Here is a 26341-nt window from a genome sequence, read left to right as displayed (position 1 = left end):
TTTTAGTTTGCTGCGTACCATGCCGAGAATTGCTTTTGGTATTCCGCGAGATAGGTGTAGAAGCCCGCTGCCTTTAGCTTATCAAGCGCTCTCGGGAAGTTTTCCTCGTAGTCAAGGAAGCCGCTGGCGATCGGCGCCAGAAACTCGGAGAAGACGCCGTTGATCTTCGTTTCTTCATTTTTGACCGGAGCATTGTCGAAGTTGAAGCCCGCGCCTTTGGAAATGATCGCTTCGTCGTCCCATACTTTGTATTGCGCAATGAAATCGTCGGGTACGGTTTTGTCGAAGCGAATAAAGTTTTTGTTCATCAGCAGCCAGTCGGGAATAAGGGAATCGGACGTAATTCGCGTCAGACGGCCGTTTTCGTCAAGTGAGTAGTCTTTATCCAGGATGCCGTAAGCAAACAGGTCGTATAGCTCCTGATTTTTTTGCAGCAGATTGAAGAACATCACATAACGTTCCGGATCGGCGGCATTGGAGGATACGAACCAAGCGGTGCTGTACGTGCCGCGGCTGATCTTAGGCAAATCCTTGCTTAGGAAATAGTTCGTGAGCTTGGCTGTCGGGACGGCTTGGGAGATCGTCGCTGCGCCTTCGAACGGACGCGCCGCCGTACCTGCCCAGAACATCGCTTTGCCCGAGTTCCAATCGGATTGCAGCTGCGGCGTATTGGTCGCGGCGTACCTTGGAATAATCCCCTTCACGTACCAGCTTCTCATAAGCTGGGAGTAGGCTTTGAACTCTTCGCTTTCGAACCAGCTAATCAATTGATCGTCATCGCTCGATTCGTCAATCGCAAGGAAATCGTTTTGCCAATACAGATTTTTGTCCGTATATTCGTACATCAGCATTCTGCGGGCATCCGTGCTTGCATAGCCGACCAGCTCCGGATGAGCGGCATGCACTTTATCGTAAAATTGCTCAAGCTCCGCGAGCGACGACACACTGCTCATGCCAACCTCCTCGAGAAGATCCTGACGGACGAGCACGCTGTAGAATTCGCCAGAGTTTGGCTTGTTGCCGACCGGAATGGCATATTGCTTGCCGCCTAGCTGGAACGCTTTGAATGAATTGTCGTCGACTGTTTTTTTCATATCCGCGGCAACGGTTTCCATATAAGGAGTCAGGTCTGCGTACATTCCTTTGGCTACGGATTTGACCATATAGTTCGTATCGGTGTAGGTTGCGAAATCTTCGCCGGTCGACAGCATGAGATCGGTTTTGCCGCCGCCGTATTCGGTCCATGGGATAAATTGAAACTCGATGTCGGCGTTAATTTCTTTTTTGACAAGATCCTTGAATTCGGCTTTCGCAAGCGCCTTCATACGTGGAGATTCCTCTCCATAGAGAATGATCTTCAGCTCGGCAGGCTTAAGCTCCGTGCCAGCGCTTTCATTATTTCCGCCGGCAGTGCTTCCCGGCGTTCCACCCGTCTCGCCGCCCTTGCTGCAGGCAGAGAGGAGAAGCAGCGTTGCGAGGAACAGACTTACCCATACTCGTTTCTTTAACATGCGTGAACCCTCCTGTTATGTTCTGTTTATTTATTGTTTAATGGCATGAGGGAACGGCCCCGATACTTATCGCTTGGATGGTTCCATCATACCATGTACAACCAGTTCGATGATGAACAAGCTAGCCCTTAACGGAGCCGACGATAATGCCCCTGACAAAATAACGCTGGAGGAACGGATACAAGATGGCGATAGGCAGCACGGTCAGGCAGGTCATGGCCATCTTGGCGGTTTCGAGCGGCGGGGCGATTACAGCGCCGCCGATCTGCGTACTGTTTCCCGACGCAAGATATTGAATGTTCGACATCATGAAGTACATCATGTATTGAATCGTGTACAGATTCTGGTCCGAGATCAGCATTAACGAGAGGTAGAAGTCGTTCCAGAACTGCAGCGCGTAGAACAGCGAGATGGTGACGAGGCCGACTTGGCCGAGCGGCAGCATGATCCGGAAGAAGATGCGGATGTGGCCCGCCCCGTCGATTTGCGCCGATTCGACAATCTCGTGCGGAATGCTTTTGAAATAGTTGGCTTGCAGGTACATGAGAAATACGTTGAGCAGATAAGGAACGAACAGCCCCGCAAGCGTGTCGTCTAGATGATAATATTTGGTGCTCAAAATATACCAAGGCAGCGTGCCCCCGCTGAAGAGCATTGTGAAATACGCCAGAAAGGCGAAAAAATTGCGATAGCGGAAGCCTTTGGCCGAGATCACGTAAGCATAAGCGGTCGTAACGAGCACAGCGCATGCGGTGCCGAGCACCGTGACGACGACGGAGGTCAAGTAAGCCTGGAAGATCTGATCTGCCTTCGAGTTGAACATGAAGGCGTAAGTGTCCAGGCTGAATCCGCGAGGCAGGAAGGAGTAGCCTTCCGCTGCGAGCTTCGATTCCGTCGACAGCGAGCCGGATAAGGCAAGCACGAACGGCGCCAGACAGATGAGGGCGAATATGCCGATGCAAATGTAGAAAATAATGATAAGCGTTCGATTTTCTTGCATAGTAGCCATAGCGCATGTCTCCTAAAATAGTTTGCTTTCTTTGTCATACCAGCCTGCGAGCTTGTTCGCGACCAGGACAAGGATAAATCCGAATACGGACTGATACAACGTAATCGCCGAAGCGAAGCCGAACTCCCCTGATCGGATCGCCGTCCGATACACGTACACGTCGATAATGTCGGTCGTCGGAAGCAACAGCGGATTGAGGAACGTAACCCCCATAATCATGCTGAGGTCGCCCTTCAGCATGCCGCCGATGCTGAGCAGCGTCAGTAGGATAATTGATGGAATGAGCAGCGGCAGCGTAATGCGCGTAATCAACTGAATTCTGGATGCGCCGTCTATTCGGGCTGCTTCATAATAAGACGTATCGATGCCTTGGAGGACCGCGTAATAGATGATTGCTCCATAGCCCGCGCTCTTCCAGATGTTCGCGGCGACCAGAATGACGACGAACATCCACGGATCGGAATACCAGTCGACTGGCGCCATGCCGAACGTGCTGAACAGTCGGTTGATCAGCCCCTTATCGTAGTCCAGGAGGGAGAACAGAATGGCGCCGATGACGATCCAGGAAATAAAATAAGGAAAAAACATGACGCTTTGCGTGATTTTAATGAAGGACTTGCTTCTCAGCTCGTTCAATATAATGGCGATCGAGACCGAGAAGAACGTGCCAGTCAGCATATACAGTACGTTCAGCATGACGGTGTTGCGAGTCGCGCGAATCGCGCTGTCCATGCTGGAGAAGAAAAAATTGAAATTTTCGAAGCCCGCCCAAGGGCTTCCGAATATGCCTCCATTATAATTGTAGTTTTTGAAAACGAGGATGAGGCCGCTCATAGGCAGGTAGGCGAACAGAATCAATACAATAACTCCGGGCAGCGCAAGCAGCAGAAGCGGGCTGTCGTTGCGCAGCGCTTGGAGTCGGCTCTTGCGGCCTGCGGGTCTGGACGCCTGTAACGCTTCGTCTGACATCGTTAATCACTCCTTCAAGATCTCGGTAAAATGGAAGCCTGCCGTCGCTTGATGTAACGAAGAGGCGGTGTGCTTACCTGAATACAGCATATATCCGCCGGAAATGTAAACGCTATCATAAAGAAGTGAAAAAGCTTAAATATGACGGGTTCAGATGGCTTAAAAAAAGTGAAAAAGCTTAAATAACCATTTGGACAATCATTTTTGACCATAAAAAATCCCTCCAAGCATCCTTTGGAGGGATTTCTAAAAATATAGGAAAGTATATCATTTGGCCATACTTTCTCTATATTTCTCCGGAACGAAACGCGCACCGCCATAAGGACGGCGACAGCCGTTCCACCTTGCAAGCTATGGTTAATTAATCATTTTGCTGTAGGATATGATTCAAGCGCCATTTGGAGGGTGTAACGCCGTAACGTTTTTTGAACAAGGTGGTGAAATAGGTGCTGCTGCTGTAACCCGATCTTTCCGCGATCTCCCGAATATCGAGCTCAAGCTCGGACATGAGCAAGGTGCGCGCATGCTCTAGCCGGACGAAGTTGACGAAGTCAGGGAAGCTGCTGCCCGTCGCCTCGGTTATGAGGCGGCTCAGATACGGAGGGCTGATCGCCAGCTTGTCGGCTAAGTTGTTGAGCGATAACGTCTGGTCGCCGTAGCGCTTCTGGATATAGTCCATCGCTTCGTTCGCCAAGTCGCGGGTCTGCACCGTATTTAGCTCCTTCAGCTTCGCGCAGACACTCAAGCAGAGCTGCTCCAGCCAGCCTCTAAGCTCTTCATAACTCGTGATGCGCCATATGCGCTGGTAATGCTCCAAAAAGTCCGAATGTCGTTCGGCTCCGTCTGTAAGGCCAGCAACTCCGATTTTATTCAGCCCCGAGGCAAGTCTGGATAGAGCAATCGTTACTTGTTCCGCTCGGTAGCTGCCTGCCGCGGCCAGCAGCCGCTCGATTGCTGCGGGAATCAGCTCAAGCTCCTGGTTTCGTACGACCTGAAGCACAGCCTCCAGCGTAGGATCCGGTATCGGACTGCTGTTCAGGTGAATCGAGTCATCCGCATAAATAACGGTTGCGTGATATTGAAACTTCATATATTGCAAGCAGCCGCTTGCTTCGTCATACAACTGCTTCAACTGGGCGGCGTCCGTTGACAGTCGGCTGATGCCGATCCCGCATGTCATTTCCGGCCATGAGCGTATTTGTTTCTCTAGCTGTGCCCATCGTTCGCGCGACAGGCCGTAATCGCCGAAGCTGCCTGTGGTCGTCTCGCTGACAATGAGGACAGCGGACTCCGGATGAGGGAAAAACCCTCGGCAAGCGGCCATATTGCCGAACAATTGCTCGGTCAGCTTAGGCAGCCGTTTGATCTGCTCCATCCATGCCTCGTCATTGACGCCGCTCGTAAAGACGGAGCGATTCAACTGCAGCACCGCCACGACAAATGCAGCATTGCCCGAAGAATCTTCGGTTGGCGGAAGCGCGGACGGCAGATGCTCACCGGAACGGTAGGGCGAAGTGAGCCAGCGAAGCAGTTCGCTGTCCTCGTTCTCTCGCTTCAGCTCCCCGAACCGGCCGGCGATTCGCTCCAGCTCCCGATTTGCCTCTTCGAAGCCTCCACCATGGGCGAAGGCCGGCCGATCGCCGGTCAGATTGCGGATATTGCCGAACAAACGACCTATAGGCTTGTACATGCGATGCGAGACGAACGCGGCGACGGCCGCAGCGGCGGCGATCAGCGCCAGACAAAGCCCGATCATCAAGTTCAAGGCGTTCGATATGTCGCGGATGCTGTCCTTGTATGACGTTTCCGAAAGAAACCACAGTTCGCCCTGCTGCGCCTTGCGAAACGTAATCATCTCCTTGCTCCCGTTGCCGTACTTCCATATAAGCGTACCGATATTGTCCTCACCGGTTACGATCTGCCGCAGCATGTCGGTGTCAAAATTCGTTCCTGACGGTCCGTTCTGCATGAGGAGTAGGCCATTCGCATCCAGAACCGCATATCGCGTACCGCCGTCATCGTTGCTTCGGAACACGTTTTCTTGAAGCTTTCGCAAATTGATGGTCATAGCAATCGCTCCGTTATATTCGCTGCTGGTGAAAGCCCGGTCATTAAAGAAGGTCGTCATCAGCGTCTCCTCCGCGCCGCTGTTCATCGTAGCCGTCCATACATACGGCGATTGTTTGATCTCGCTGTCCTTGACACGCCGATACAGCTCTTCCTTTGCCGGCACGCTGAGCGGATTGTTCTCGAACATGAGGACCGGACCGTTCTGTCCCATAATATAGGCATTTTCCAGAAAAGCGTTGACCGTCAGCGTGCCGCGCATTTGGCTTAGCGCGCTGTACAGCTGGTCGCTCCAGCTGTTGTCGCCGCTCTGCATCACTGTATTAATGTTGGGGTTGCGATAGAAGTCCATCGTATAGTTTTGAACCAATTCCATGTACTTCGCAAATACTGTCTCCGTATTCAAGAGAACGCTTTCATTTACTTGATTGACATTGGCGATCGTTTTTTCCCGGAACCACAAAAACAAGGCGGTAGCCAGTACAAGCACCGAACAGATCGATATTAAGGTCAGACTCATAAAAAATCTGATTTTCAGCTGCCTTTCTCCCCTCATCGCAATCACTCCTTTACGCTCATAACTATACACATATTTGCAAGGAAACGTAACTGCTTGATTGTCTAATCAGCTTGTCTAGATAGCAAGGATCTATAAGAAATCGGAAAGTAAGCAAGGATGTTCGAACATTCTAACGTTTTCTTGAACTATACTTGTTAATGCTTACATTTCATACCGTACAGGGAGGCAGAGACATGCGCAAGTTTCAAAATCCGATTTTGTCGGGCTTTTATCCAGATCCATCCGCCATACGAGTCGGCGAGGACTATTATCTGGTAACGTCCAGCTTCGAGTTTTTTCCGGGGGTGCCGATATTCCACAGTAAGGATCTTGTGAATTGGCGCCAGCTTGGCCATGTGCTTGACCGTCCGTCCCAGCTCAATCTGGACGGTATTCAACCCTCAAGAGGCATATGGGCACCTACGATTCGCTATCATAACGGCATTTATTATATGATCACGACTTTCGTCGATAATGAGAAGGAGTGCCATAACTTTTACGTTACGGCAACCGATCCAGCGGGCAATTGGTCCGATCCGGTATGGCTGGATGACGCGCCAGGAATTGATCCGTCGCTCTTCTTTGACGAAGACGGCAAAGTGTATTATACCGGCAACAGGGTTCCTCCGGAAGGTCAGCTGTATCCGAAGCATATGGACATTTGGCTGCAGGAGCTGGATTTGGCGAGCGGACGTCTCGTCGGGCCGAAGACGAGCATTTGGCAGGGAGCGCTCAAGGTTGGACATGCCCAAGAAGGGCCGCATTTGTACAAAATCGGCAGTTGGTATTATCTATTGATCGCGGAGGGCGGCACGGGCCATACCCATGCCATTACGATTGCGCGCAGCGAGTTGCCGGGAGGCCCGTACGAGGGCTACAAAGGCAATCCGATTTTAACTCACCGGCATTTGGGACGGAGTTATCCGATCGTGAACGTCGGCCATGGCGAGCTGATCGAGACGCAGAAGGGCGACTGGTGGATGCTATGTCTCGCTTCGCGTCCGTACGGCGGCTATTATCGAAACCTAGGGCGCGAGACATTCCTTGTTCCCGTTATTTGGGAGCGCGAGTGGCCGGTCGTCAGTCCGGGAAAAGGAATGGTAGAGCAGGTAGCCGAAGCACCGGACTTGCCGGAGACTGCATGGCCGAAGCTTCCTTCGCGAGACGACTTCGATGCGCCGGAACTGTCGCCGATTTGGAACTTTATTCGCACGCCACGCGACGAGTTCTGGAGCTTGAGTGAGCATGTCGGTTTCTTGCGACTGGCACTGAAGCCGGTGTCCATGGCCTCCGTCGACAATCCGTCTTTTGTGGGACGGCGGCAGCAGCATATGAGCTTCCGCGCCGAGACGTCGTTGTGCTTTGCCCCGCAGGAAGCGGGTGACACGGCGGGAATCGCGCTGCTTCAGAACGCGGATTTCCAATTCCGTGTGGAATACGGAAACTTCGACGGCGTAACGGAAATCCGTCTTACGCAGCGAAGGGACGGGGAAGAAAGTGTACTCGGGGCGAGCGCGTACAGCTGGGAGAGCCTCTTCTTAAGAGTGGAGGCGCGCGGTCAGCGATACGGCTTCTACTGGCGCCCGGTCGAGTCGGAGCAATGGCAGCCGCTTTGCGAGGATGCTGACGGCACCGTACTAAGCACCGATAAGGCCGGAGGATTCACCGGCGCGTATATGGGGATGTATGCGGCTGGAGCCGAGGAAGGACGCGTCCATTACGCGGACTTTGATTGGTTCAGCTATGAACCGCTTGACTATGATTAGGAAACGTATCTCTGCTCAGGAAGGAGTGCAGCCATGGTGATTACCGTATCTATAGACGAAAAGGAGAGAGCAGACTACAGCCGTTTACAGGAGGCGATCGATGCCGTTCCGGAGGGAAGCGATGCAGCGGTCACGATCCGCATCAAGCCTGGCATTTACGAGGAGAAGATAACGATTCCTGCATCCGCTCCACCTATTCTGCTTCTTGGTGAAGACCAAGAGCGAACGATATTGACTTGGTCGGATAACGCCCATACGCTGGGTGCCGACGGCGAGCCGCTAGGGACGTTCCGTACGGGTACGCTGAACGTGCTCGCAGAAAGGTTCACAGTGGAAAACATCACGATCCGTAACGCCTCCGGACCGGGGACGGGCCAAGCGGTGGCTGCCTTCGTTGACGCCGGCCATGTGGTATTCCGCCGCGTCAGGCTGCTGGGAGATCAGGATACGCTGTATACGGGCAAGGGCAAGCAATACTATAACGAATGCTACATCGAAGGCGATGTGGACTATATATTCGGGGCGGCCACGGCGGTATTCGATCGATGCCAGCTGCATAATAAGCGTTCAAGAGGTTATATAACGGCTGCGTCTACGCCGCATGGCGAAGCTTTTGGTTACGTGTTCCTCGATTGTACCATTACGGGCGGCGAAGGGGTGCGGGACGTTTATTTGGGCAGGCCTTGGCGGCCATACGCTCATGTGGCATTCATCCGCACATCGATCGACGGATCGATTGCGGCGGAGGGCTGGCATAACTGGGGACAGCGGGATCGCGAGACGACGAGCCGTTATGAGGAGTACGCCAGCACGGGAGATGGAGCGGCAGCCGACAAGCGCATATCCTGGTCGCGACAGCTGACATCGGAAGAGGTGGCGAACTATCGGATTATTCGTATTTTCGGTGGCTGGCATCCGGAAGGGAATTAATGTTTTGTTGGAGCCGGATGGGAGAAGGCGATAATGATGGACGTTGAACATTATTTAAATACGCTGATAGAGCAGGCTGCGATGAGTAGGACAGCCGGCCCGGTGCCCGGCAGCGAGGAGAGAAGACAAGAGCTTTCTGCGGCTTTCAGTCGGCTGATTGGTGAATTCCCCGCCGACGGGGAGCTCCAAACGCGCCTGCTTGAAATAACAGAATGCGAAGGCTACGTGCGCGAGCATATCGAAATCGCGACAGTGGAAGGGCTGTGCATGTCGATGTACATTCTCGTTCCGGAACAGCAGGCTGCTGATCCCGTGCCTGCGGTCATCGCTCTGCACGGTCATGGCTACGGGAACCGGGAGATTGTCGGGCTGGAGCCGGACGGCTCGGAGCGCGTAGGCAATCCCGGGCTCCATAAGAATTTTGCCGTCTCGCTTGTACGGGAAGGCTACGTCGTTGCCGCGCCTGAGTTGATCGGCTTCGGCGGTCGGAGACTCGCTGAGGACAAAGGGGAAGGCCCGGGCAGGAGCTCTTGTTTCCGGCTTGCCGCCCATCTCCTTATGACCGGCCGGACTCTCCCCGGCCTTCGAGTCCGCGAAACGTCGAGAGTCGTCGATTATTTGGAAAGCCGGGCAGGCGTGGACGCAGACCGGATCGCGATCATGGGCATCTCCGGCGGTGGACTTGTCGCAGGCTTTACAGCGGCGCTGGATGCGAGAATAAGATGTGCGGTCGTCAGCGGATATGCCAATCTGTTCGAAGACAGCATATTGGCCCGCAATCATTGCCTGGACAATTACATTCCGGGGATTTTGCAGGAGGCGGAGTTGCCCGAGCTGCTGGGCTTGATCGTGCCAAGAGGTTTGTTTTTAGAATCGGGAGAGATGGACCGAGTGTTCCCGCGCGAGTCGGCGGTGAAGGCGTTCGGCGAGCTGCAAAGCCTGTACGCGGCGGCAGGAGCACCAAATGCCGTGCTTTGCGATTATTTTCAAGGCGGACATGAAATTAACGGGGCGCCGGCATTTGCATGGCTGCGCAGCCAGTTGACTGCGGATCCAACCGGAACCATTGGAGGAGAGACATAATGACGACTGAACAGAAGCACATTCAATTGAAAGGCTGGTCGCGTAAGATCGCTGATACGATTCTAGGCCAGTGCCGGGAAGACGGCTTCCATGACTATACGCTGGAACGATGGGCTTACGTGCCGGGCATGCTGCTCATGGCGATGGCGCGTGCGGGGAATCAACTGAACGATAACCGCTATTATTCCTTTATGCAGCGCCATATGGACCACTTTGTTGTGGAGGATGGAACGATCCGCACGTATATGCTGGAGGAATATAATCTCGACCAAATCAATCAGGGAAAAAGCTTGTTCTTGCAGTATGCGGGCACCGGCGACACTCGTTATGCCAATGCTGCGCATATGCTTGCGACGCAGCTTATGAGCCAGCCCCGCACCTCGGAGGGCGGCTTCTGGCACAAGAAGGTGTATCCGTTCCAAATGTGGCTGGACGGACTTTATATGGCATCGCCGTTCCTAGCGGAGTATGCCGCTGTATTCAATCGTCCGGAACTGCTCGACGAGACGGCCCATCAGTTGATACTCATTGAACGAAGAACTCGTGACAAGCGAAGCGGCCTTCTCTATCACGGCTGGGACGAGTCGGGCGAGCAGGATTGGGCGGACTCGCTTACCGGCTTGTCGCCGAACTTCTGGAGCCGGGCGATGGGCTGGTACGCTATGGCGCTCGTCGATTCCCTGGAGCATTTCCCAGTTGCGCATCGGCAGCGCGGCACCATAATCGGCCTGTTTGAGCGCATGTGCCATGCGCTTGTGCGCGTACAGGATTCGTCCAGCGGACTATGGTATCAAGTGCTCGATCAAGGCGACAGGAAGGGCAATTATTTGGAGGCGAGCGGTTCGATCATGTTTGTCTATGCGATGGCCAAGGGGCTGCGGCTCGGCTATCTCAGTCAGGTCTTCCAGCCTGCTATGCTGAAGGGCTACGAGGGTATTATCGGAAAGCTGGTTACGGAGGATAAGCAAGGCGTACATCTTCATCGGATTTGCAATGGCGCGGGACTCAGCAAGGATCGCAACGGCTCGTTCGATTACTATATTTCCGAAGAGATCGTCTCCGATCATTATATGGGTGTAGGCCCGCTGCTGCTCGCGGCGCTTGAAGTGGAACAAATCATTCATTCATAACGCCTGCTCTATTATCCCAAAAGTCCATATGTAATTATTTGAGCTCTGCTTAGAACCAAATACTTTCGAACAAAAGGACCTCTACCTTCCCTTTACAGTGGAATTAGGGGTTCTTTCGTGTATAAATCGGGATATTCCCATGTCGTGCGAGCACTTTTGGAACAGACCCTTCATCCGTTCGTTGCCACTCTTTTGAGTGGAATTCGTCCAGCCAAATCTCTTGCGGAAGACGAATCAAGCACCCGTGCGTAGAAACGGTGGAACTGCTCGCCAGATTTGAAGATCATGCTACAATCAATGGGATCACAGAAGGAATCGACAAATTTCAAGCTGCGAAGTTTGAGTTAGTTAACCCCCTCGAATACAAGATCATTCCTTCAACAGTAATATTGGATTAGAACTTCGGAATATCGGATGATAAGGATTCGACACAATGCCTTATAATAAGATTAATAGTAAACGGTTTCAAAAAACCACCTGAAATGAGGTCTTACGTGATAAATCTAATCCCGTTCCGTTTCCAACTTCGGACTATTCGTAGCCGCATCATGGTTTATTTTAGCCTCATTTTCGCAATTGTAATTCTTTTAGTAGGCTTTGCTGGCTATCGTTATATTTCCAACACGCTGATGAGCGAGATCGGTCATTATTCAGAGAAAATAGTCGAGGAAAAGAAGGGGAATATTGATTCTTTTTTCTCGCAAATCGTTACTCTGCTGCAGATGAGCGCCAGCAACTCCCTGTTGGCTGACGCCATGCTGCAGGTAAATCGCACCGATTATAGCAAGCTGCTCGTATACCAACGGCAGGTGGAAGCGTATCTTACGGATATGCAGAAATTCAATACAAAAATTAAAGATTTAATTGTCATTGATAGGAACGGCATCGTTTATGATCAGACGGGGCCGGTGGTAAGTAAGGATTACCGATTTTACGAACAGGCTTGGATGGGAGACGCGCCTTATCCGTTTTTTAAAGTCAAATTTCTGGGTATGCATGTCCAAAATTATTACAGCAATGAAGACGATTCCGAGCTTATCATTTCAGCGGTAGCGCCAATTTACGACTTCAACCGCTCCGTGCCTAATACGCGTGCCACGCTGCTTCTCAATTTAAACGTTAGCGAAATCGAAGCCGTAGCTAAAGAGACTCGGTTGGAGAAATCGGGATTCTTAATTATTTTAGACGAGAATGGAGCACCTATCTATCTTCCGCATACGGATCACCGCATTGAATCCATCCCGCGTTTGCTTAAAGAAAAGATATTACAGCCATCCGGCGATTTTATTCTAAACGACAATTCAGAATCCTACAAAGTAGTATATACAACATCTAAAGTGACTGGTTGGAAAATTGCCGCATTTATTCCCATGCGGGAAGTACAGAGTCATATGCAGAACATCGGGACCTACATTATATGGGGATTAGCGGCTTCGATCCTGCTCGTAGCATTCGCTTCTTATGTTCTTTCGGCGCAAATTACGCGTCCATTTGCCACTCTCATGAGAAAGATGCAGCGTATCGAGAGAGGAGATCCGGATGTGCACTTGCTGGACGACAGCTCGGATGAGATGCATAAAGTAACGCTGCGCATGGATTCGATGATCGAAAACATTCAGAGCTTGACCCGGGATATTTATGCTTATCAAATTCACGGAAAAGTAATGGAGCTGCAGGCATTGCAGAGTCAAATTAACCCTCATTTTTTGTATAACACGCTACAATCCGTTAAGGCTTTGGCTGTAACCGGCCGAACCGCTGACATCAGTACCATGGTAACTTTGATTGGCGGGATGCTTAGATATGCGATCAATAACGTGCAGGAGTCCGTTACGGTAGAACAGGAGCTGCAGCATTCGGAAACGTATATGAAAATTCAGCAATATCGTTATCCCAATCAATTCTTTTACGAGGTTTATTGCGAGAATGGCTTAGAGGGTACGAGGATGCCCAAGCTTATTTTGCAGCCCGTTATTGAGAATGCCATCCTACATGGCTTCGAAGGCGGTATGAAGGGGGGAATTTCGGTTCGGGTGGAAAACACGGAGGCGGGAGTGCTGATAAGCATTAGTGATAATGGAAAAGGAATGTACCCTGAAGAAGCAGCGAATCTGCGAAGCAAACTAGAAACGAGAGCAATATCGAACCCAGATAGTGTCGGAGGTGTTGGCTTGATCAACGTCCATCACCGCATTCGGATGAAATATGGCGAAGGCTATGGAATTTTTTTCGATACTGCTTTGGGCCGAGGAACCTGCATGAAAATTCAACTCCCTTGTTTGGAGGAATCAATATGAAAATGATATTAGCGGACGACGAGGTTTTGAGTTTGCAATTAATGGAGCATGTCATCGATTGGCGTTCCATCGGAATCGAGATTGCTGGGCTGGCCATGGATGGTTTGGAGGCGCTAGCGCTTATAAAGAACAAGATGCCCGACTTGCTTCTAACGGATATACGAATGCCAAACATGGACGGAATGGAGCTCATCCGGCAGGCGCTCCGTATAAAGCCAGATCTGCATATCGTCATCATTAGCGCATATGCCGAATTTGAACTGGCCCAGGAAGCAATTCGTCAAGGCGCCAAGGATTACTTGTTAAAGCCGCTTGACGAGGCTGTTTTGTTGACTCTTGTTATGCGTATCAGACAACAATGGTTGGAGCAAATAGAACGAGAGAAGGAGCAAACTAAACTTCTGCGGATTGCGCAGGAGAGGGAGATGCGCGATCGCTTATACGTTCCATTACTGATTCAACACGGGAACGAAATGATTGCGGGTAGGTTTCGGTTAACTGTTATTCAAGCGGAGAACGTCACATATAGCGGTCACATACGCTGGGAACAAAATGCCTCGGATTTGTCTGACAGCTTGAAAGCATCCTTTAGCAAATCGCTTGGCGCATTTCTCGTCAAAGAATTGCTATTCGAGCATCATCCTGGAGAATGGGTAGCCGTCGTTTCGAGCAAAGCAACGGATGAACAAATCAGACAAGCTGCCGAAGAGGCTTTGATAAATACCGGTCTAATCATCGTTGTAGGAATCAGTGGTGAGAGAGATGATCTGCAGGAGATGCCCCCAGCGTATCATGAAGCGCTAGCCGCCATTAAAAAGAGAACCACGGAGCAAACAGGGCCAATCTTTTCCTATTTGGAACGTGGCGATCAAAATCCGCTTATTCAACAAGCCAAGCAATACATGATGGATCATTTCAATACGGATCTATCATTGGAACAAATTTGCGAGAAGGTTAACGTTAGCAAGAACTATTTTAGCACGTTATTTAAGAAGGAAACCGGTAAAAATGTTTGGGATTTCCTGAGCGAGTATAGGACGGAGCGTGCTAAGGAGCTGCTGGTATCAACCCATCTGAAAAACTATGAGATCGCTCTAGAAATCGGCTACGAGAATCCGAGCTATTTTACGAAGACGTTTAAGAAGTGGGTTGGAATCGGACCTCAAGAGTACCGGCTGCAGCACGGAAGAAAAGTGTGATGGCAGATAGGAACAAAGTAATATTGGATTATAAAGTGGAGAATAGTGCGTCAGCCCCTACCTGCATACAAGACTATAATCAGAATTGTAAGCGAATAATGAAAGCGCAAACAAGTTGCCGCGTTTTCGAAACATAAAATGAGGAGGGGTTTCAACTGAAGAAATCATTAGCAGGGGTCATCGCATTATTATTTTTGTTTACAGCTATTTTATCTGCTTGCGGAGGCAATGAAGGCAACAAGGCCGGCGATAACACCGAACCGACCAGTCCTTCTGCAAATGACAACACCGAGAAGGCAACGGTCAAGATTATTGGTTTTAACAAAGAAGAGGTGCGTAAGACCTACCTCGAATTGCTCCGCCAGCAATTCCCGAATTACGACATTCAGTATCAATTCGTCGACAACAAGCAATTCACGAACGTAGTGACGACGTACCTGGCTAGTGGCGAAGGTCCGGATATTATCGAAGGAGCTGACGCTCGCTGGATCGCGGCAGGCTACTTGGAGGATCTTACGAGCCAGCCTTTCGTTTCCAAGTATTACGAAACGGGACTCAAGTCGTCTACGATAAATGGTAAAGTGTATGCAATTCCATTGCAATCGTGGTTCGAAGGCATTTGGTACAACAAAGATATATTCACGCAGCATAACCTGACGCCGCCTAAATCGTTCGACGAGTGGATGGATCTACACGATAAGCTGCGGGCAGTCGGTGTAAAGCCACAAGCAATGGGCGCCAAATCTTGGGAACCGATGGATAAACAAGCGATGGGCGTCGCTCTTAACGACTTCTATTCGAAACCAGAGAACAAGGACTTCGATGAGAAGTTCGGCAAGGGTGAAGTGACTTTGTCGGAAGCATGGTTGCCGGCGTTTACGAAATGGGACGAGACCATTGCGAAGAAGAATCTAACTCCCGATATGCTTGGCGTGGAATACGATCAGGCACTCGACGAGTTCGCCACTGGCAAAGCGGCGATGTGGGAGAGTGGTCCTTGGGCATACGATACGATGATCCAAAAGAACCCGGATCTGAAACTAGGCATGTTCCCGATTCCAGGAACCGCGGAAGGTAGCGGTTGGTTGGTCGGAGGTCCAGGCAGCGCTTGGGCGCTTAACAAGAACGCTAAGAACAAGGACGCGGCGCTCAAGGTGCTGGATTTCACCTCTACGCCTGAAGCGCAAGCGGCACTGATTAAAGACAGCTTCGGTACTTCTTTCCTGAAGGGGGCCGACAACAGTGAGCTTCCAGAACAATATTCGGATTCGAAATCGGCATTCGACGAGGGGAATGTATACGCACCTTGGGCCAACTGGGGGATGCTTTCTGGAGCCGACCTTATCTTGGAGCTTGGAAAACAACTACAGGATCACCTCGCTGGTGGAACGAGCATCGAAGAGGTGCTTAAGAATACGGACAAAAAGGCACAGGAAATTAGAGATTCGATGAAATAAAGATACTAGATAGGAGGATGCGGCGATATAAACAGTCGCCGCATCTTTTTATTGGGATAGGAGTGGGATAAAGCATGAACACAACGAAATGGAATTTTAGACGCAATGTCGTGTTCCAGTTATTCGTCCTGCCGGCTTTGATCGGCTACTTAATTTTCTATATCTATCCGCTTATTCAAACGGCTATTTACAGCTTCACGAATTATTCCATGTACCATCCAAATATGAAATGGATCGGGATTGACAATTATATCAGGTTGTTCAAGGACGACACCGTGATTATAGGCATTAAGAATACGGTCATCTACGCTTTGCTTATGACCTTGCTTCAGAATGCACTTGCCATCCCGCTTGCGATAGCACTGAATCGACCTTTGAAGAGCCGCAATGGGCTCCGACTTGTCTTCTTCGCCCCTGCGGTGCTAAGTCCGCTAGTGGTGGGCTTCCTATGGTCCTATCTGATGAGTTCTTCTGATTACGGATTGATCAATCAGGGATTGCGTGCGATTGGTTTGAACAATGTCAATTGGCTCGGCAATCCGAAGCTCGCTTTATATTCAATTCTGCTTACTCAGGTATGGCAATGGACGGGTTATGCAATGATCATTTATCTGGCCAATTTGCAGGGTATTTCCAAGGACTACTATGAAGCTGCATCCATCGACGGCGCGAAAGCTTGGACGGTATTCAGCAAGATTACGCTTCCTCTATTACTGCCGTCGATTAGCTTCAATACGGTAATGGCCATGATTGGCGGCCTGAAGGTATTCGACGTCATATTTTCCATGACGGGTGGCGGTCCGGGACATTCTACGGAAACTATCGTCATGACCCTTATCAACAAGGGGATTACCGAGTCTCAGTTCGGATATGGTTCTGCATTCGCAGTAGTCTTCTCATTCATGATCATGATTGTCGCCTTTGTACAGTTAAAAGTACTTAATAAATGGGAGGCGAAATTATTTTGAAGACATTGGACTCCTATAAAAAAACGGACTTCATTCTGGAAGCCCTCTTGGTTATACTGGCAATCGGCATGGTTATTCCCATCTACTACTTGTTGATTACGACGTTCAAGAGCTCAAGCGAGGCTACTCTGCATCCATTGTGGCTCCCCGCTGATTGGAAATTCTCAGGGTATGCGGATGCATGGAAGGCAATGAACTATCCCCGCGTCTTCTTGAACAACCTGTTCATAACGGTCAGCTCGGTGCTCGGCGTTCTACTCTTTGCATCGCTTGCAGCCTACTCGTTCGCTCGTAGACAGACACGGCTAAATAACTTAACTTTTTATTTTATTCTCATAGGTGTTACGATCCCCTTCCAGGTAGCGACGATTCCTTTGTTCCGTCTTATTCGCAATCTTGGATTAATCGATAATCCATTATCCGTCATTTTCATTTATATTTTTACACTTATCTCTTTTAATATTTTCTTGATTAAGAACTTTATGAATACGGTGCCTATCGAATTGGAGGAGTCTGCGTCGATCGACGGCTGCGGTGTCGCAGGAACGTTCTTCCGGATTACGTTGCCGCTGCTGCTCCCGGTAATCGCTACGGTTGCCATTCTGAACACACTTACGACCTGGAACGATTTTTTTACGCCATTATTGTTCCTTCAGAGCCGAGAGAAGGGCGTGATTTTACTAGAGGTGTATCGCAATATCGGTAAATTCGCGGTTGACTGGACGGCATTCTTCCCAATGATGGTGCTGGGCATTGCGCCGCTCTTGTTGTTTTACGTTTTCATGCAAAGATTTATTATTAGCGGTATCGTCACCGGAGCTGTGAAAGGGTGAGAAGCATATGTCGATATCAAATGATGCTAATGACCGAATAGAAACCGTACATGTTGTGTTCAAGACGCATCTAGATATTGGCTTTACGGACCTGGCTGCACGTGTCATTGAGAGATACAGATGCGATTTTATTCCCAAAGCGATTGCGCTTGCAGAGAAGCTCGCGGAACGCAATGGGGCTGAGCGCTTTATCTGGACGACAGGCTCGTGGCTGATTCACTATGTATTGCGTTATGGTACATCCGAGGAAGCCGAGAGACTTAGGAAAGCTATCGAAGCCGGGCATATTGCATGGCACGGCCTTCCATTCACGACGCATACCGAATTGATGGATGCCTCCTTATTCCGATACGGACTTTCCTTATCGTCCACAATGGACGCCAGCTTCGGGAAAAAGACGATCGCAGCCAAGATGACTGACGTTCCCGGACATACGATCGCGATGGTTCCTCTAATGGCGCAAGCGGGTCTTCGCTATTTGCATCTTGGAGTAAACCCGGCGTCTAAGGTGCCGTCTGTTCCGAAATTATTTCGCTGGATGAACGAACAGGATGGCTCTGAACTCATCGTCAATTATGCTTCCAATTATGGAGAAGACCTTGTCTTAGAAGGAATGAATGATGTCCTCGTCTTCGCGCATACCGGAGACAATTGCGGGCCTCCATCCGCAGAGGAAATCGTTCGGCAGTTCGCGGCACTTGCGGCCAAGTACCCGAACGCAGAGATCAAGGCATCGACTCTCGATGCCTTCGCGGAGAAGCTACTGCCGCATAGAGAGCAGCTCCCCATCGTTTGCGAGGAAATCGGGGATACGTGGATTCATGGAGCGGGAACTGATCCTTTTAAAGTTTCGCGTTACCGTGAGCTGCTGCGCTTGAAGGACAAGTGGCTCCAAGAGGGAAAGTGGAGTGAAGAATCGGAGGAATACAAGTCTTTCTGCGAGTCGCTGCTACTCGTTCCCGAGCATACCTGGGGGATGGACGAGAAAAAGCACTTGTGTGATTTTCGCAACTATTCGAAATCTGACTTCCAAAGCGCAAGGGAGGTAGACCTGATTGCGGAAAACGCCGTACCTGCTAAATATAGTTATATTGGAGCTTTCGCAATGGATGAAGCGGATCGATTGTCAGAGGGTCTCTTTCAGGAGGAAGCTTCAGCCCGATCATATTCCCGGTTCGCATCGTCATGGGACGAACAAAGAAACTACGTAAATGGCGCGATAGAAGCATTAAGCGAGCCGAAGAGAGAAGAGGCGCTTTTCTCGTTGAAATCTCTATCGTACACGACTCAAATACCTTCAGATGCACAGTGGCTGGCGGCAAACACAAATTACAAGCTTGGTGTCTTCGAGATTGCTTTCGGGTTAGATGGTTCGATCCGTCACCTCAAAGACAAAGGAGGAAAGCGATGGGCTGACCAAGATTATCCGATCGGGCTTTATGCATATGAGACGTTCGGCCCAGCCAATTATGAGCATTGGTTCGCCTCCTATTCTGAGAATCTGGTGGTTACCCATCCTTGGGCGGACGCTGACTTTGGAAAGCCGGGAATCGAGCTTCTCGACCCACGGCCGTCCAATCTGATTTATATCGGTGAAGTTGTAAACATACGCTATCATTCATTAAACGTTGAGGATGTTGTCTACGTTGTTCTCGCCATGCCCGAAGAAGCGACGGAATGCTTTGGAGCACCGCGCACAATACAATTGGAATACCGTTTCGACAAGCACAAACCGACGATTAATCTCGTTCTTTCGTGGAGCAATAAGGATGCGAATCGTCTGCCTGAGGCTTCTTGGCTGTCTTTTGTTCCGAGATTGGACAACGCGAGCAGATGGCGATTAGATAAGATGGGCCAGCTGGTCAATCCGCTAGACGTTGTTAAGGACGGCAATCGCTATCTTCATGCGGTGAATCGGGGAATAACCTATCAGGGGGCGGACGGATCGCTAGCCATCGATACGCTTGACGCGGCGCTTGTTGCACCGGGAGCAAGACGGCTGCTGCGCTTCGATAACGTCTTTGTTCCTCTTGACGGCGGCATGCATTTCAACCTGCATAACAATGTATGGGGAACTAATTTCCCAATGTGGTATGGAGATGATGCCTCATTCCGCTTTAAGCTTGATTTCAATGCAGACGGTTCATGAAACAGTATGATGCAGGAGGAATCCAAGACCAGGAGGCTTGGACGATTATTAGACAAGTACGTTGGATAAGATGAACACGAGATTCCAGTCAATCGATTCGAATTGGATGCTGGAATCTTGAATTTTTAGATTATTGTAAGTGCTTACATTCTTGGGTGATCACCGCGCTCCTGCGTTTACATAGATATTTGTAAGATCGATGAGGAGGGAATGTAATGAAAAAAATAGCAATGATGTTTATGTTTGTTGCTTTATTAGCAGTCATAATCATAAAGACAGGTTCAGTTCAAGCAAACACGGTGTGGCCGCGCCCGATCGTACCGCCTATACCAAGCACGGTAACAGGCGTAGCCAATCCGGAGATAAGCCTAAATGGGACATGGAAATGGACGAAAACGCCGCCGGCTAATTTTTGGCTTAATACGACCAATCCTGCTGCTTGGAACGATGTTCAGATTCCAAGTGATTTGCTGGTGCAAGATTTATTGAGCTTTTGCAGTTATCCTTGCACGACGGATAAAGACATTGAGTTTCCTTTTAAGAAGCAGATCACTATTCCATCCGATTTCACTGGCAAGAAAGTATTTATTCGTTTTGAATCTGCTTTCAATTATGCACGAGTTTGGGTAAACGGTAATTTGGTCAAAACCCATCGCGGGGCTTTCTCACAATGGGATGCGGATATTACGGATTACGTAACACCGGGTTCAACGGCATGGATTACGATAGGTGTAACTGCTGAAACGGATATGATTGAGTTAAGGCATGTAAGGGGAATTCCGCGTGATCTGAAATTATATGCAGCACCGCTAAATTATGCAAAAAGGCTGCATGCAACAACGGATTTCGATGTCTCCTATAACCATGCAACCTTAAATGTTGAAAGCGGCATTGTTTTTAACGGGGGGACTAATGCGAACGTTAACTTAAACCTGAAGGATCCATCTGGTAATACCGTAGCCATTAGTCCGAGTACGATTAACGTAAACGCAACTACACCGGAAGGAAGCGTCTCGATTCCGGTAACTTCTCCTCTCAAATGGGATGCAGAGCATCCGAATTTATATACACTAACAGCTACTTACGTGGTAGATGGAGCAACTGTAGAGACCGTGACCAAAAAAATTGGTTTTCGTGAAATTGTCGTAAGCGGAAACCAGCTTCTGGTGAACGGCAAACCTGTCAAATTGCGCGGCGTCAACTATTTATTCGGATCTGCCACCAAAGGATTGATCGCCTCCGATGCTGAGCACCTCCATAACCTAACCAAGCTGAAGGCTGCCAATGTTAATTTCATTCGGACCGCTCATATGGCGCCGCCCGGGTATGTATTGGATTTGGCGGATCAGCTGGGTTTATACGTTGAATATGAGACATCCGTGACCTTTATCAATTCCGATCCGAATGCCCCTACACAAAATGATACAACAAGAACAGCGGAATATATGGATCAATTATCTGAGAATATCGAAGCCGATAAAACTCATCCTAGTATTCTATATTGGTCCATTGGCAACGAAAGCTCATGGGGAACCAATATGCAGAAGATGCTTGATTACGTAAAACTGGAAGATCCGACCCGGCCCAACAAGTTCAGCTGGGGATATAATGCGGTTGGAACTTCGATATACAGCTCGCATTATGGAAGCAGCTTCAACAATCCCGTTCAGCCAGAAATAGTGGATGAATACGCACATGGTTTTTCGGGCGGCGTCAACCTCGGATTCGATCCTGGATTACGGGATTGGTACGGCCAATATCTAAAGAGCTCGTGGGAAAGCATATACAATGGACCTGGCATTCTTGGCGGAGGCATATGGAATGCTATAGACAGCTATTTTGAGACGCCGGGAAGTAATGGCGGCAGTAGCAACTGGGGGACACTCCTGGATGCATGGGGAAGAGAGAAGACAGAATACTACAATGTGAAAAAAGTGTACAGTCCGGATCATATAGAAGAAGGGCCTTTACAGAACCCGGGAGTAGGCAATCCGCTTAACATCAAAGTAACAAACCGACATGATCATACCAATATGAACGAGATGACAATCTACTATAGCGTGGGGGAGAATTCAGGAACGATCACTGCTAATATTGCGCCTCATCAAAGCGGATTTATTACCATTCCAGCCCGCAACTGGACACTCGGGGAGAACGTATACCTGAGGTTTACTAGTCCGCAAGGCATTATTGAAGACGAATATAACTTTAGTATCGGCACACCGGAGTATTCATTCCAAGCCCCAACAGGTCCAGCGCCGACGATTACAAGCAGCGGGACAGAGATTTCCGTGACCGGTTCCAATTTCGAGGTCGTTTTTAGTAAAAGCACGGGTATGATTTCATCAGGTAGCTATGGCGGAAGTACGGTATTAACAGGTGGGCCTTATTTGAATCTGGGTAATGCTACGTTAGGTACCTGGGGGCTTGCATCAATAAACAGCACGACCAGTGGGAATGAAGCTGTCATTACGATTGTTGGAAGCTATGGCGGAACATTAGGAACCACATTTGTTGTGAAAATTGATGGGGAGGGCCATATTGCAACCACGTATACACTTGCGAATAACCCGCCAAGCATATATACAGAGGTTGGGGTTGCCTACAATGTTTCGGGAACGGCTTCTACTCTAACATGGAAGCGCCAAGGAATGTGGTCCTCATATCCAGCGGACAACATTGGCCGTAATCAAGGAACAGCCTCCAAAACGAAAACAGCAGGGCTTATTGATACTTTCGGAGTGCAACCAGCTTGGTCATATTCTCTCGACGAGAAAACGTATGCGGATTTTGGTCCGAGCGATCCTGGAAATAAAGGAACAACCGATTTCAGAAGCTCTAAAATGAACTTTATCTATGGATCTCTTGTATTGGCTGGGTCAAATAACCGTCTTCGTGCGGAGGGGGATGGGACAGGATCTGTTCGTGCCGCAATAAGTGGTGACAACGTCCGTTTCAATATCAATAATCTTTGGTCGGTCACCGACATGACACCATGCTGCAACGGTCTTTACAAAACCATTTCGATTTCCAGCGGATACAGCAATACGGTACACATGAGGCTTACGAATAATGATTCGTTTACTACCGTATATAAAGCGAATTTGGCATCCACAGCTACGCCAAGTACAACAAGCAATAATGGGGTCGCCTTACAGCAGCCGGCACAAGCCATCGATGGGAATGCAACCACAGGATATGTCAGCGCCAATAGTCCAGGCTTCCCACAATATTTCACCTTGAATTGGGCATTCGGACAAACGTTTAGCAGGATTGCGATCTCATGCTCCTTTTGTATCGGACAGGGTATAACTGACTTCGATGTTGAAGTGTCTACCGATGGACTCACAGGTTGGACTAATGTTGCTTCATCCGGGGTATTTAACTACACAACGAATGGTTCTAACATAGAAACGAAAGTACTAACTTTTGCCCAGGTTGCTAATAAGAAAGGCGTGCGGATTAAGGTCAACAATGCGAACCTAGCTTGGAATCATTATGTTATTAATGAATTTGCTGTCTATAACGATCCACTAGCTTCATTGGCGACGGCAAGCGCAACAAGCAACAATGGCGTCGCTGGACAGCAAGCGGCACAAGCCATTGATGGAAGCACAGCCACAGGCTATGTCAGCGCAGATAGTCCTGGCTCCCCGCAATACTTCATGCTAAATTGGCCATCTGGACAATCGTTTAACGGGATTTCGATTTCATGCAGCTATTGCCAGGGACAGGGCATTACGAACTTTGACGTTGAAGTATCGGAAGATGGGTCCACAGGCTGGACTAACGTTGCCTCATCAGGAGCAATTAGCTACACGACGAACAGTACGAATATAGAAACAAAAGAGCTGACCTTTGCCCAGGTTACCAATAAGAAGGGGGTGCGGATCAAGATCAATAACGCTAATTTGACCTGGCAGCATTTTGTAATTATTGAGTTTGTTGTATCTAACAATCCTTCTGCAGTTGTCTTAAAAAAAGTGATGCCTTTGGGAGATTCAATTACAGACGGATATAACGTATCTGGGGGTTATCGAATAAAGCTTTGGGATCGCATTGTAAATAACGGATTGGGTATAGATTTTGTGGGATCATCCTCTAATGGACCATCTAGCTTAACGGATAAAAATCATGAAGGCCATACCGGATGGAGAATAGATCAAATAACAGAACATATTATGGGCTGGATGGACGCGAGCTTGCCGCAAATCGTGCTTTTACAAATAGGCACCAATGATATTGCGCAGAATTACGAGCTTGATGCTGCTCCTGATAGACTGAGCAATGTGATAGATTTAATAGTCAGCAAGCTGCCATCTGGCGGAAAACTGTATGTGGCCACCATTACACCATTATCCGATCCTACGCTGGACGCAAAAGTTATAACCTATAATAATGCATTGATAGCCGTTGTCCAAGGGAAAGCAAATCAAGGGAAGCCAGTGCATGCGGTAGACGTTTATAATGCTTTGACAACTTCAGATTTGGCTGATGGCATGCATCCTAATGCGAGCGGTTATGATAAAATGGGTGACCTTTGGTTTGATACGATTCAGGCGGATTTAACAGCAGCCTTGTAAATAACCATTAACATTTAGAATGCTGCACAGTCCGAGTGACTTAAGTTTGCTAGAATGGATCACTATTGAAAAGGATCGCTTCTTCATAGCCATAGTGGCTTAGAAGAAGCGATCCTTTACTTGGAGCTATAGTCTGGTACACGATCTCTACTCAAACAACAATAGATTTTCCAAATTTCTCAACCTTGAAACGGATTTCTCAGCATAGTCAACCTGGCATGTCTCCATCGTCCAATTTCCTTTGAAGCCTTGTTCTCTCAAAAGAGCTACGATGGCAGGGAACGGAATGTTTCCATCTCCAACTGCGAGATGGCTGTCAATATCTCCGAGATTATCATTAATATGCAGGCCGATAAGATGAGGGATAACCTGCTGTAGTGAATGTAAGCATTTTCCCTCACCAAGTAAATGAGCATGCGCCACATCAAAGACGATTTTCAGTCTCGGATCATTAACGGCTTCAACGATCGCATTAATGAAATCAACCTTAGTTCCTAGAACATTTGGGTATGGCGGTACATTTTCCAATGCGAATTTAACTTCTTCACTTGCCGAGAGATGAAGAATATCCTTCATAAATGCCGTGCAGCGTGAGAGTGCTTCCCTATCATCTTGGGAGTCCCATCCTCTCTCTTCCGCAGGTGGAATTTGTCCGCAATGGAGAACGACATAATTACAATTCAAGTATGCAGCTATTTTCGCAGCTTGGAGCAAGCATTGCTTGCTATCTGCTATCGACTGTTCCGATGCGGCACCGGGGTTTAAGCCATGGATTGGAGCGTGTATTGTCCATGCTATCCCTTTACTTATGCCGAGCTTCTTAAGCTCCAAAAGTTCCTCGGCTGACCAGCTGAGCAGCTCACGATGGCCGTCTTCACACATTAGCTCAATCGATCGCCAACCTGCTTCAATAAGTTGATTGATTGCTTCCTTTAAGGGTTGGTTGATAAGCGCAAACGTGGATATCGAATATTGCGTGAATTCCGCCATAACAAATCCCCCTTATTTAATTCCTGATTGCATAAAGCTGCTGATAAATTGCTTCTGGAAGAAGAAGAACCCAATTAACAATGGTGCGGAGACAAGTAAGGTTGCTGCTGTAACTTCCGACCACTGCGCGCCGGTCTCCGAGGATTGGGCGAATAAGGATAAACCAACCGTAAGAGGTCTCTTTTCAACCGAATTGGTAACAATGAGTGGCCAAAGGAAGTTGTTCCAGTGATAACTAATGGATACGAGCGCGAACGAAATATAGGCTGATTTACCGAGCGGAAAATAAATTTTCCACAAGATCGCCCATTTGGAGAGGCCTTCTACTTTGGCGGCCTCCTCAAGCTCGACTGGAATTGTTTTGAAAAATTGTCTTAGCAGGAACACGCCGAACGCCGAGGCGAAATAGGGAATCATGATTCCCGTTCGCGTATCAAGCAAGGATAGCTCCTTCAGAATGGAATAATTAGGGAATATTAACACATCGTTCGGAATCATGATTTGCATAAGGAATAATGTGAAAAATATCGATTTTCCCCAAAATTGTAATCTTGCGAACGCATAAGCAGCTAGTGTGACTGTGAAAATCTGAACCGCTAATACACCCAGAACGATTATAATCGTATTCAGGTAATAAACAGAGAATGGGGCTCCTTGCCATACATTCACGAAGTTTGCGAGTGTAAAATCAAAAGTGAATTTAGGAGAAAGCGCAAGTTCCTTGGGACGAAACGCCATATAAATCACCCAAATAAGCGGGATTAGCCAGAGAACAGCAATGGAGTAGATAACGCTATTAACTATTCGATTAGAAATGCGCGCTGACATGTGGAAGAACATC

Annotated in this window: 17 protein-coding genes; 11 read left to right on the top strand and 6 right to left on the bottom strand. The window is 49.0% G+C overall.

Annotated features, from left to right (window positions below; translation table 11 throughout):
- Positions 1 to 2 precede the first annotated feature (2 nt).
- From MHI37_RS27625 to MHI37_RS27610, 4 genes are all read right to left on the bottom strand, one after another.
- On the bottom strand, positions 3 to 1511 hold the full coding sequence (locus MHI37_RS27625) for an ABC transporter substrate-binding protein (RefSeq protein ID WP_076336706.1): 1509 nt from the start codon (positions 1509 to 1511) through the stop codon (positions 3 to 5).
- Between the two features lie 121 nt (positions 1512 to 1632).
- A complete protein-coding gene (locus MHI37_RS27620; RefSeq protein WP_076336705.1) occupies positions 1633 to 2520 on the bottom strand; it encodes a carbohydrate ABC transporter permease in 888 nt (295 codons plus the stop codon).
- A gap of 12 nt (positions 2521 to 2532) precedes the next feature.
- A complete protein-coding gene (locus tag MHI37_RS27615) occupies positions 2533 to 3489 on the bottom strand; it encodes an ABC transporter permease subunit (protein ID WP_083676232.1) in 957 nt (318 codons plus the stop codon).
- Between the two features lie 361 nt (positions 3490 to 3850).
- Positions 3851 to 6112, bottom strand: coding sequence for an AraC family transcriptional regulator (locus tag MHI37_RS27610; protein WP_076336704.1), 2262 nt, complete (start codon positions 6110 to 6112; stop codon positions 3851 to 3853).
- 197 nt (positions 6113 to 6309) lie between these two features.
- Here MHI37_RS27610 and MHI37_RS27605 point away from each other — a divergent pair, with 197 nt between their 5' ends.
- The 11 genes from MHI37_RS27605 (at position 6310) to MHI37_RS27555 (ending at position 24510) form a co-directional block, all read left to right on the top strand.
- A complete protein-coding gene (locus MHI37_RS27605) occupies positions 6310 to 7881 on the top strand; it encodes a glycoside hydrolase family 43 protein (protein WP_076336703.1) in 1572 nt (523 codons plus the stop codon).
- A gap of 33 nt (positions 7882 to 7914) precedes the next feature.
- Positions 7915 to 8811 (top strand): pectinesterase family protein, encoded by an 897-nt coding sequence (locus MHI37_RS27600; protein WP_076336702.1) that lies wholly within the window; start codon positions 7915 to 7917, stop codon positions 8809 to 8811.
- A gap of 33 nt (positions 8812 to 8844) precedes the next feature.
- Positions 8845 to 9894: an alpha/beta hydrolase family protein gene (locus MHI37_RS27595; RefSeq protein ID WP_076336701.1), complete on the top strand. Its 1050-nt coding sequence runs from the start codon at positions 8845 to 8847 to the stop codon at positions 9892 to 9894.
- On the top strand, positions 9894 to 11024 hold the full coding sequence (locus MHI37_RS27590; RefSeq protein WP_076336700.1) for a glycoside hydrolase family 88 protein: 1131 nt from the start codon (positions 9894 to 9896) through the stop codon (positions 11022 to 11024). Before MHI37_RS27595 ends, MHI37_RS27590 begins: the two co-directional genes overlap by 1 nt.
- A gap of 494 nt (positions 11025 to 11518) precedes the next feature.
- The gene (locus tag MHI37_RS27585) at positions 11519 to 13321 is read left to right on the top strand and encodes a sensor histidine kinase (protein WP_076336699.1); all 1803 of its coding nucleotides are present in this window, start codon (positions 11519 to 11521) and stop codon (positions 13319 to 13321) included.
- Complete coding sequence (locus MHI37_RS27580) at positions 13318 to 14520, top strand: response regulator (RefSeq protein ID WP_076336698.1); 1203 nt, start codon at positions 13318 to 13320, stop codon at positions 14518 to 14520. Before MHI37_RS27585 ends, MHI37_RS27580 begins: the two co-directional genes overlap by 4 nt.
- A 194-nt stretch (positions 14521 to 14714) precedes the next feature.
- Complete coding sequence (locus MHI37_RS27575; RefSeq protein WP_076336697.1) at positions 14715 to 15977, top strand: extracellular solute-binding protein; 1263 nt, start codon at positions 14715 to 14717, stop codon at positions 15975 to 15977.
- A 74-nt stretch (positions 15978 to 16051) separates the two neighbouring features.
- Complete coding sequence (locus MHI37_RS27570; protein ID WP_076336696.1) at positions 16052 to 16945, top strand: sugar ABC transporter permease; 894 nt, start codon at positions 16052 to 16054, stop codon at positions 16943 to 16945.
- Positions 16942 to 17778, top strand: coding sequence for a carbohydrate ABC transporter permease (locus MHI37_RS27565; protein ID WP_256710506.1), 837 nt, complete (start codon positions 16942 to 16944; stop codon positions 17776 to 17778). Before MHI37_RS27570 ends, MHI37_RS27565 begins: the two co-directional genes overlap by 4 nt.
- Positions 17779 to 17785: 7 nt before the next feature.
- Complete coding sequence (locus tag MHI37_RS27560) at positions 17786 to 19927, top strand: DUF5054 domain-containing protein (RefSeq protein WP_076336694.1); 2142 nt, start codon at positions 17786 to 17788, stop codon at positions 19925 to 19927.
- Positions 19928 to 20142: 215 nt separating this feature from the next.
- The gene (locus MHI37_RS27555; RefSeq protein ID WP_076336693.1) at positions 20143 to 24510 is read left to right on the top strand and encodes a glycoside hydrolase family 2; all 4368 of its coding nucleotides are present in this window, start codon (positions 20143 to 20145) and stop codon (positions 24508 to 24510) included.
- 147 nt (positions 24511 to 24657) lie between these two features.
- Here MHI37_RS27555 and MHI37_RS27550 read toward each other — a convergent pair whose 3' ends face one another.
- Together MHI37_RS27550 and MHI37_RS27545 are read right to left on the bottom strand one after the other, a co-directional pair.
- Positions 24658 to 25500, bottom strand: a complete 843-nt coding sequence (locus MHI37_RS27550) for a sugar phosphate isomerase/epimerase family protein (RefSeq protein WP_076336692.1) — start codon at positions 25498 to 25500, stop codon at positions 24658 to 24660.
- A gap of 12 nt (positions 25501 to 25512) precedes the next feature.
- A complete protein-coding gene (locus MHI37_RS27545) occupies positions 25513 to 26328 on the bottom strand; it encodes a carbohydrate ABC transporter permease (protein ID WP_076336691.1) in 816 nt (271 codons plus the stop codon).
- Positions 26329 to 26341: the final 13 nt, after the last annotated feature.

The organism is Paenibacillus sp. FSL H8-0548, from assembly GCF_038630985.1.
Classification (GTDB): Bacteria; Bacillota; Bacilli; order Paenibacillales; family Paenibacillaceae; genus Pristimantibacillus.
The sequence above is the reverse complement of the archived record's forward strand: the minus strand, read 5'-3'. Positions and strand labels throughout refer to the sequence as shown.

Coding starts and splice junctions, on each gene's coding strand:
- MHI37_RS27625 (WP_076336706.1), bottom strand. CDS start 1,511: ATGTTAAAGAAACGAGTATGGGTAAGTCTGTTCCTCGCAACGCTGCTT.
- MHI37_RS27620 (WP_076336705.1), bottom strand. CDS start 2,520: ATGGCTACTATGCAAGAAAATCGAACGCTTATCATTATTTTCTACATT.
- MHI37_RS27615 (WP_083676232.1), bottom strand. CDS start 3,489: ATGTCAGACGAAGCGTTACAGGCGTCCAGACCCGCAGGCCGCAAGAGC.
- MHI37_RS27610 (WP_076336704.1), bottom strand. CDS start 6,112: ATGAGGGGAGAAAGGCAGCTGAAAATCAGATTTTTTATGAGTCTGACC.
- MHI37_RS27605 (WP_076336703.1), top strand. CDS start 6,310: ATGCGCAAGTTTCAAAATCCGATTTTGTCGGGCTTTTATCCAGATCCA.
- MHI37_RS27600 (WP_076336702.1), top strand. CDS start 7,915: ATGGTGATTACCGTATCTATAGACGAAAAGGAGAGAGCAGACTACAGC.
- MHI37_RS27595 (WP_076336701.1), top strand. CDS start 8,845: ATGATGGACGTTGAACATTATTTAAATACGCTGATAGAGCAGGCTGCG.
- MHI37_RS27590 (WP_076336700.1), top strand. CDS start 9,894: ATGACGACTGAACAGAAGCACATTCAATTGAAAGGCTGGTCGCGTAAG.
- MHI37_RS27580 (WP_076336698.1), top strand. CDS start 13,318: ATGAAAATGATATTAGCGGACGACGAGGTTTTGAGTTTGCAATTAATG.
- MHI37_RS27570 (WP_076336696.1), top strand. CDS start 16,052: ATGAACACAACGAAATGGAATTTTAGACGCAATGTCGTGTTCCAGTTA.
- MHI37_RS27560 (WP_076336694.1), top strand. CDS start 17,786: ATGTCGATATCAAATGATGCTAATGACCGAATAGAAACCGTACATGTT.
- MHI37_RS27555 (WP_076336693.1), top strand. CDS start 20,143: ATGAAAAAAATAGCAATGATGTTTATGTTTGTTGCTTTATTAGCAGTC.
- MHI37_RS27550 (WP_076336692.1), bottom strand. CDS start 25,500: ATGGCGGAATTCACGCAATATTCGATATCCACGTTTGCGCTTATCAAC.
- MHI37_RS27545 (WP_076336691.1), bottom strand. CDS start 26,328: ATGTCAGCGCGCATTTCTAATCGAATAGTTAATAGCGTTATCTACTCC.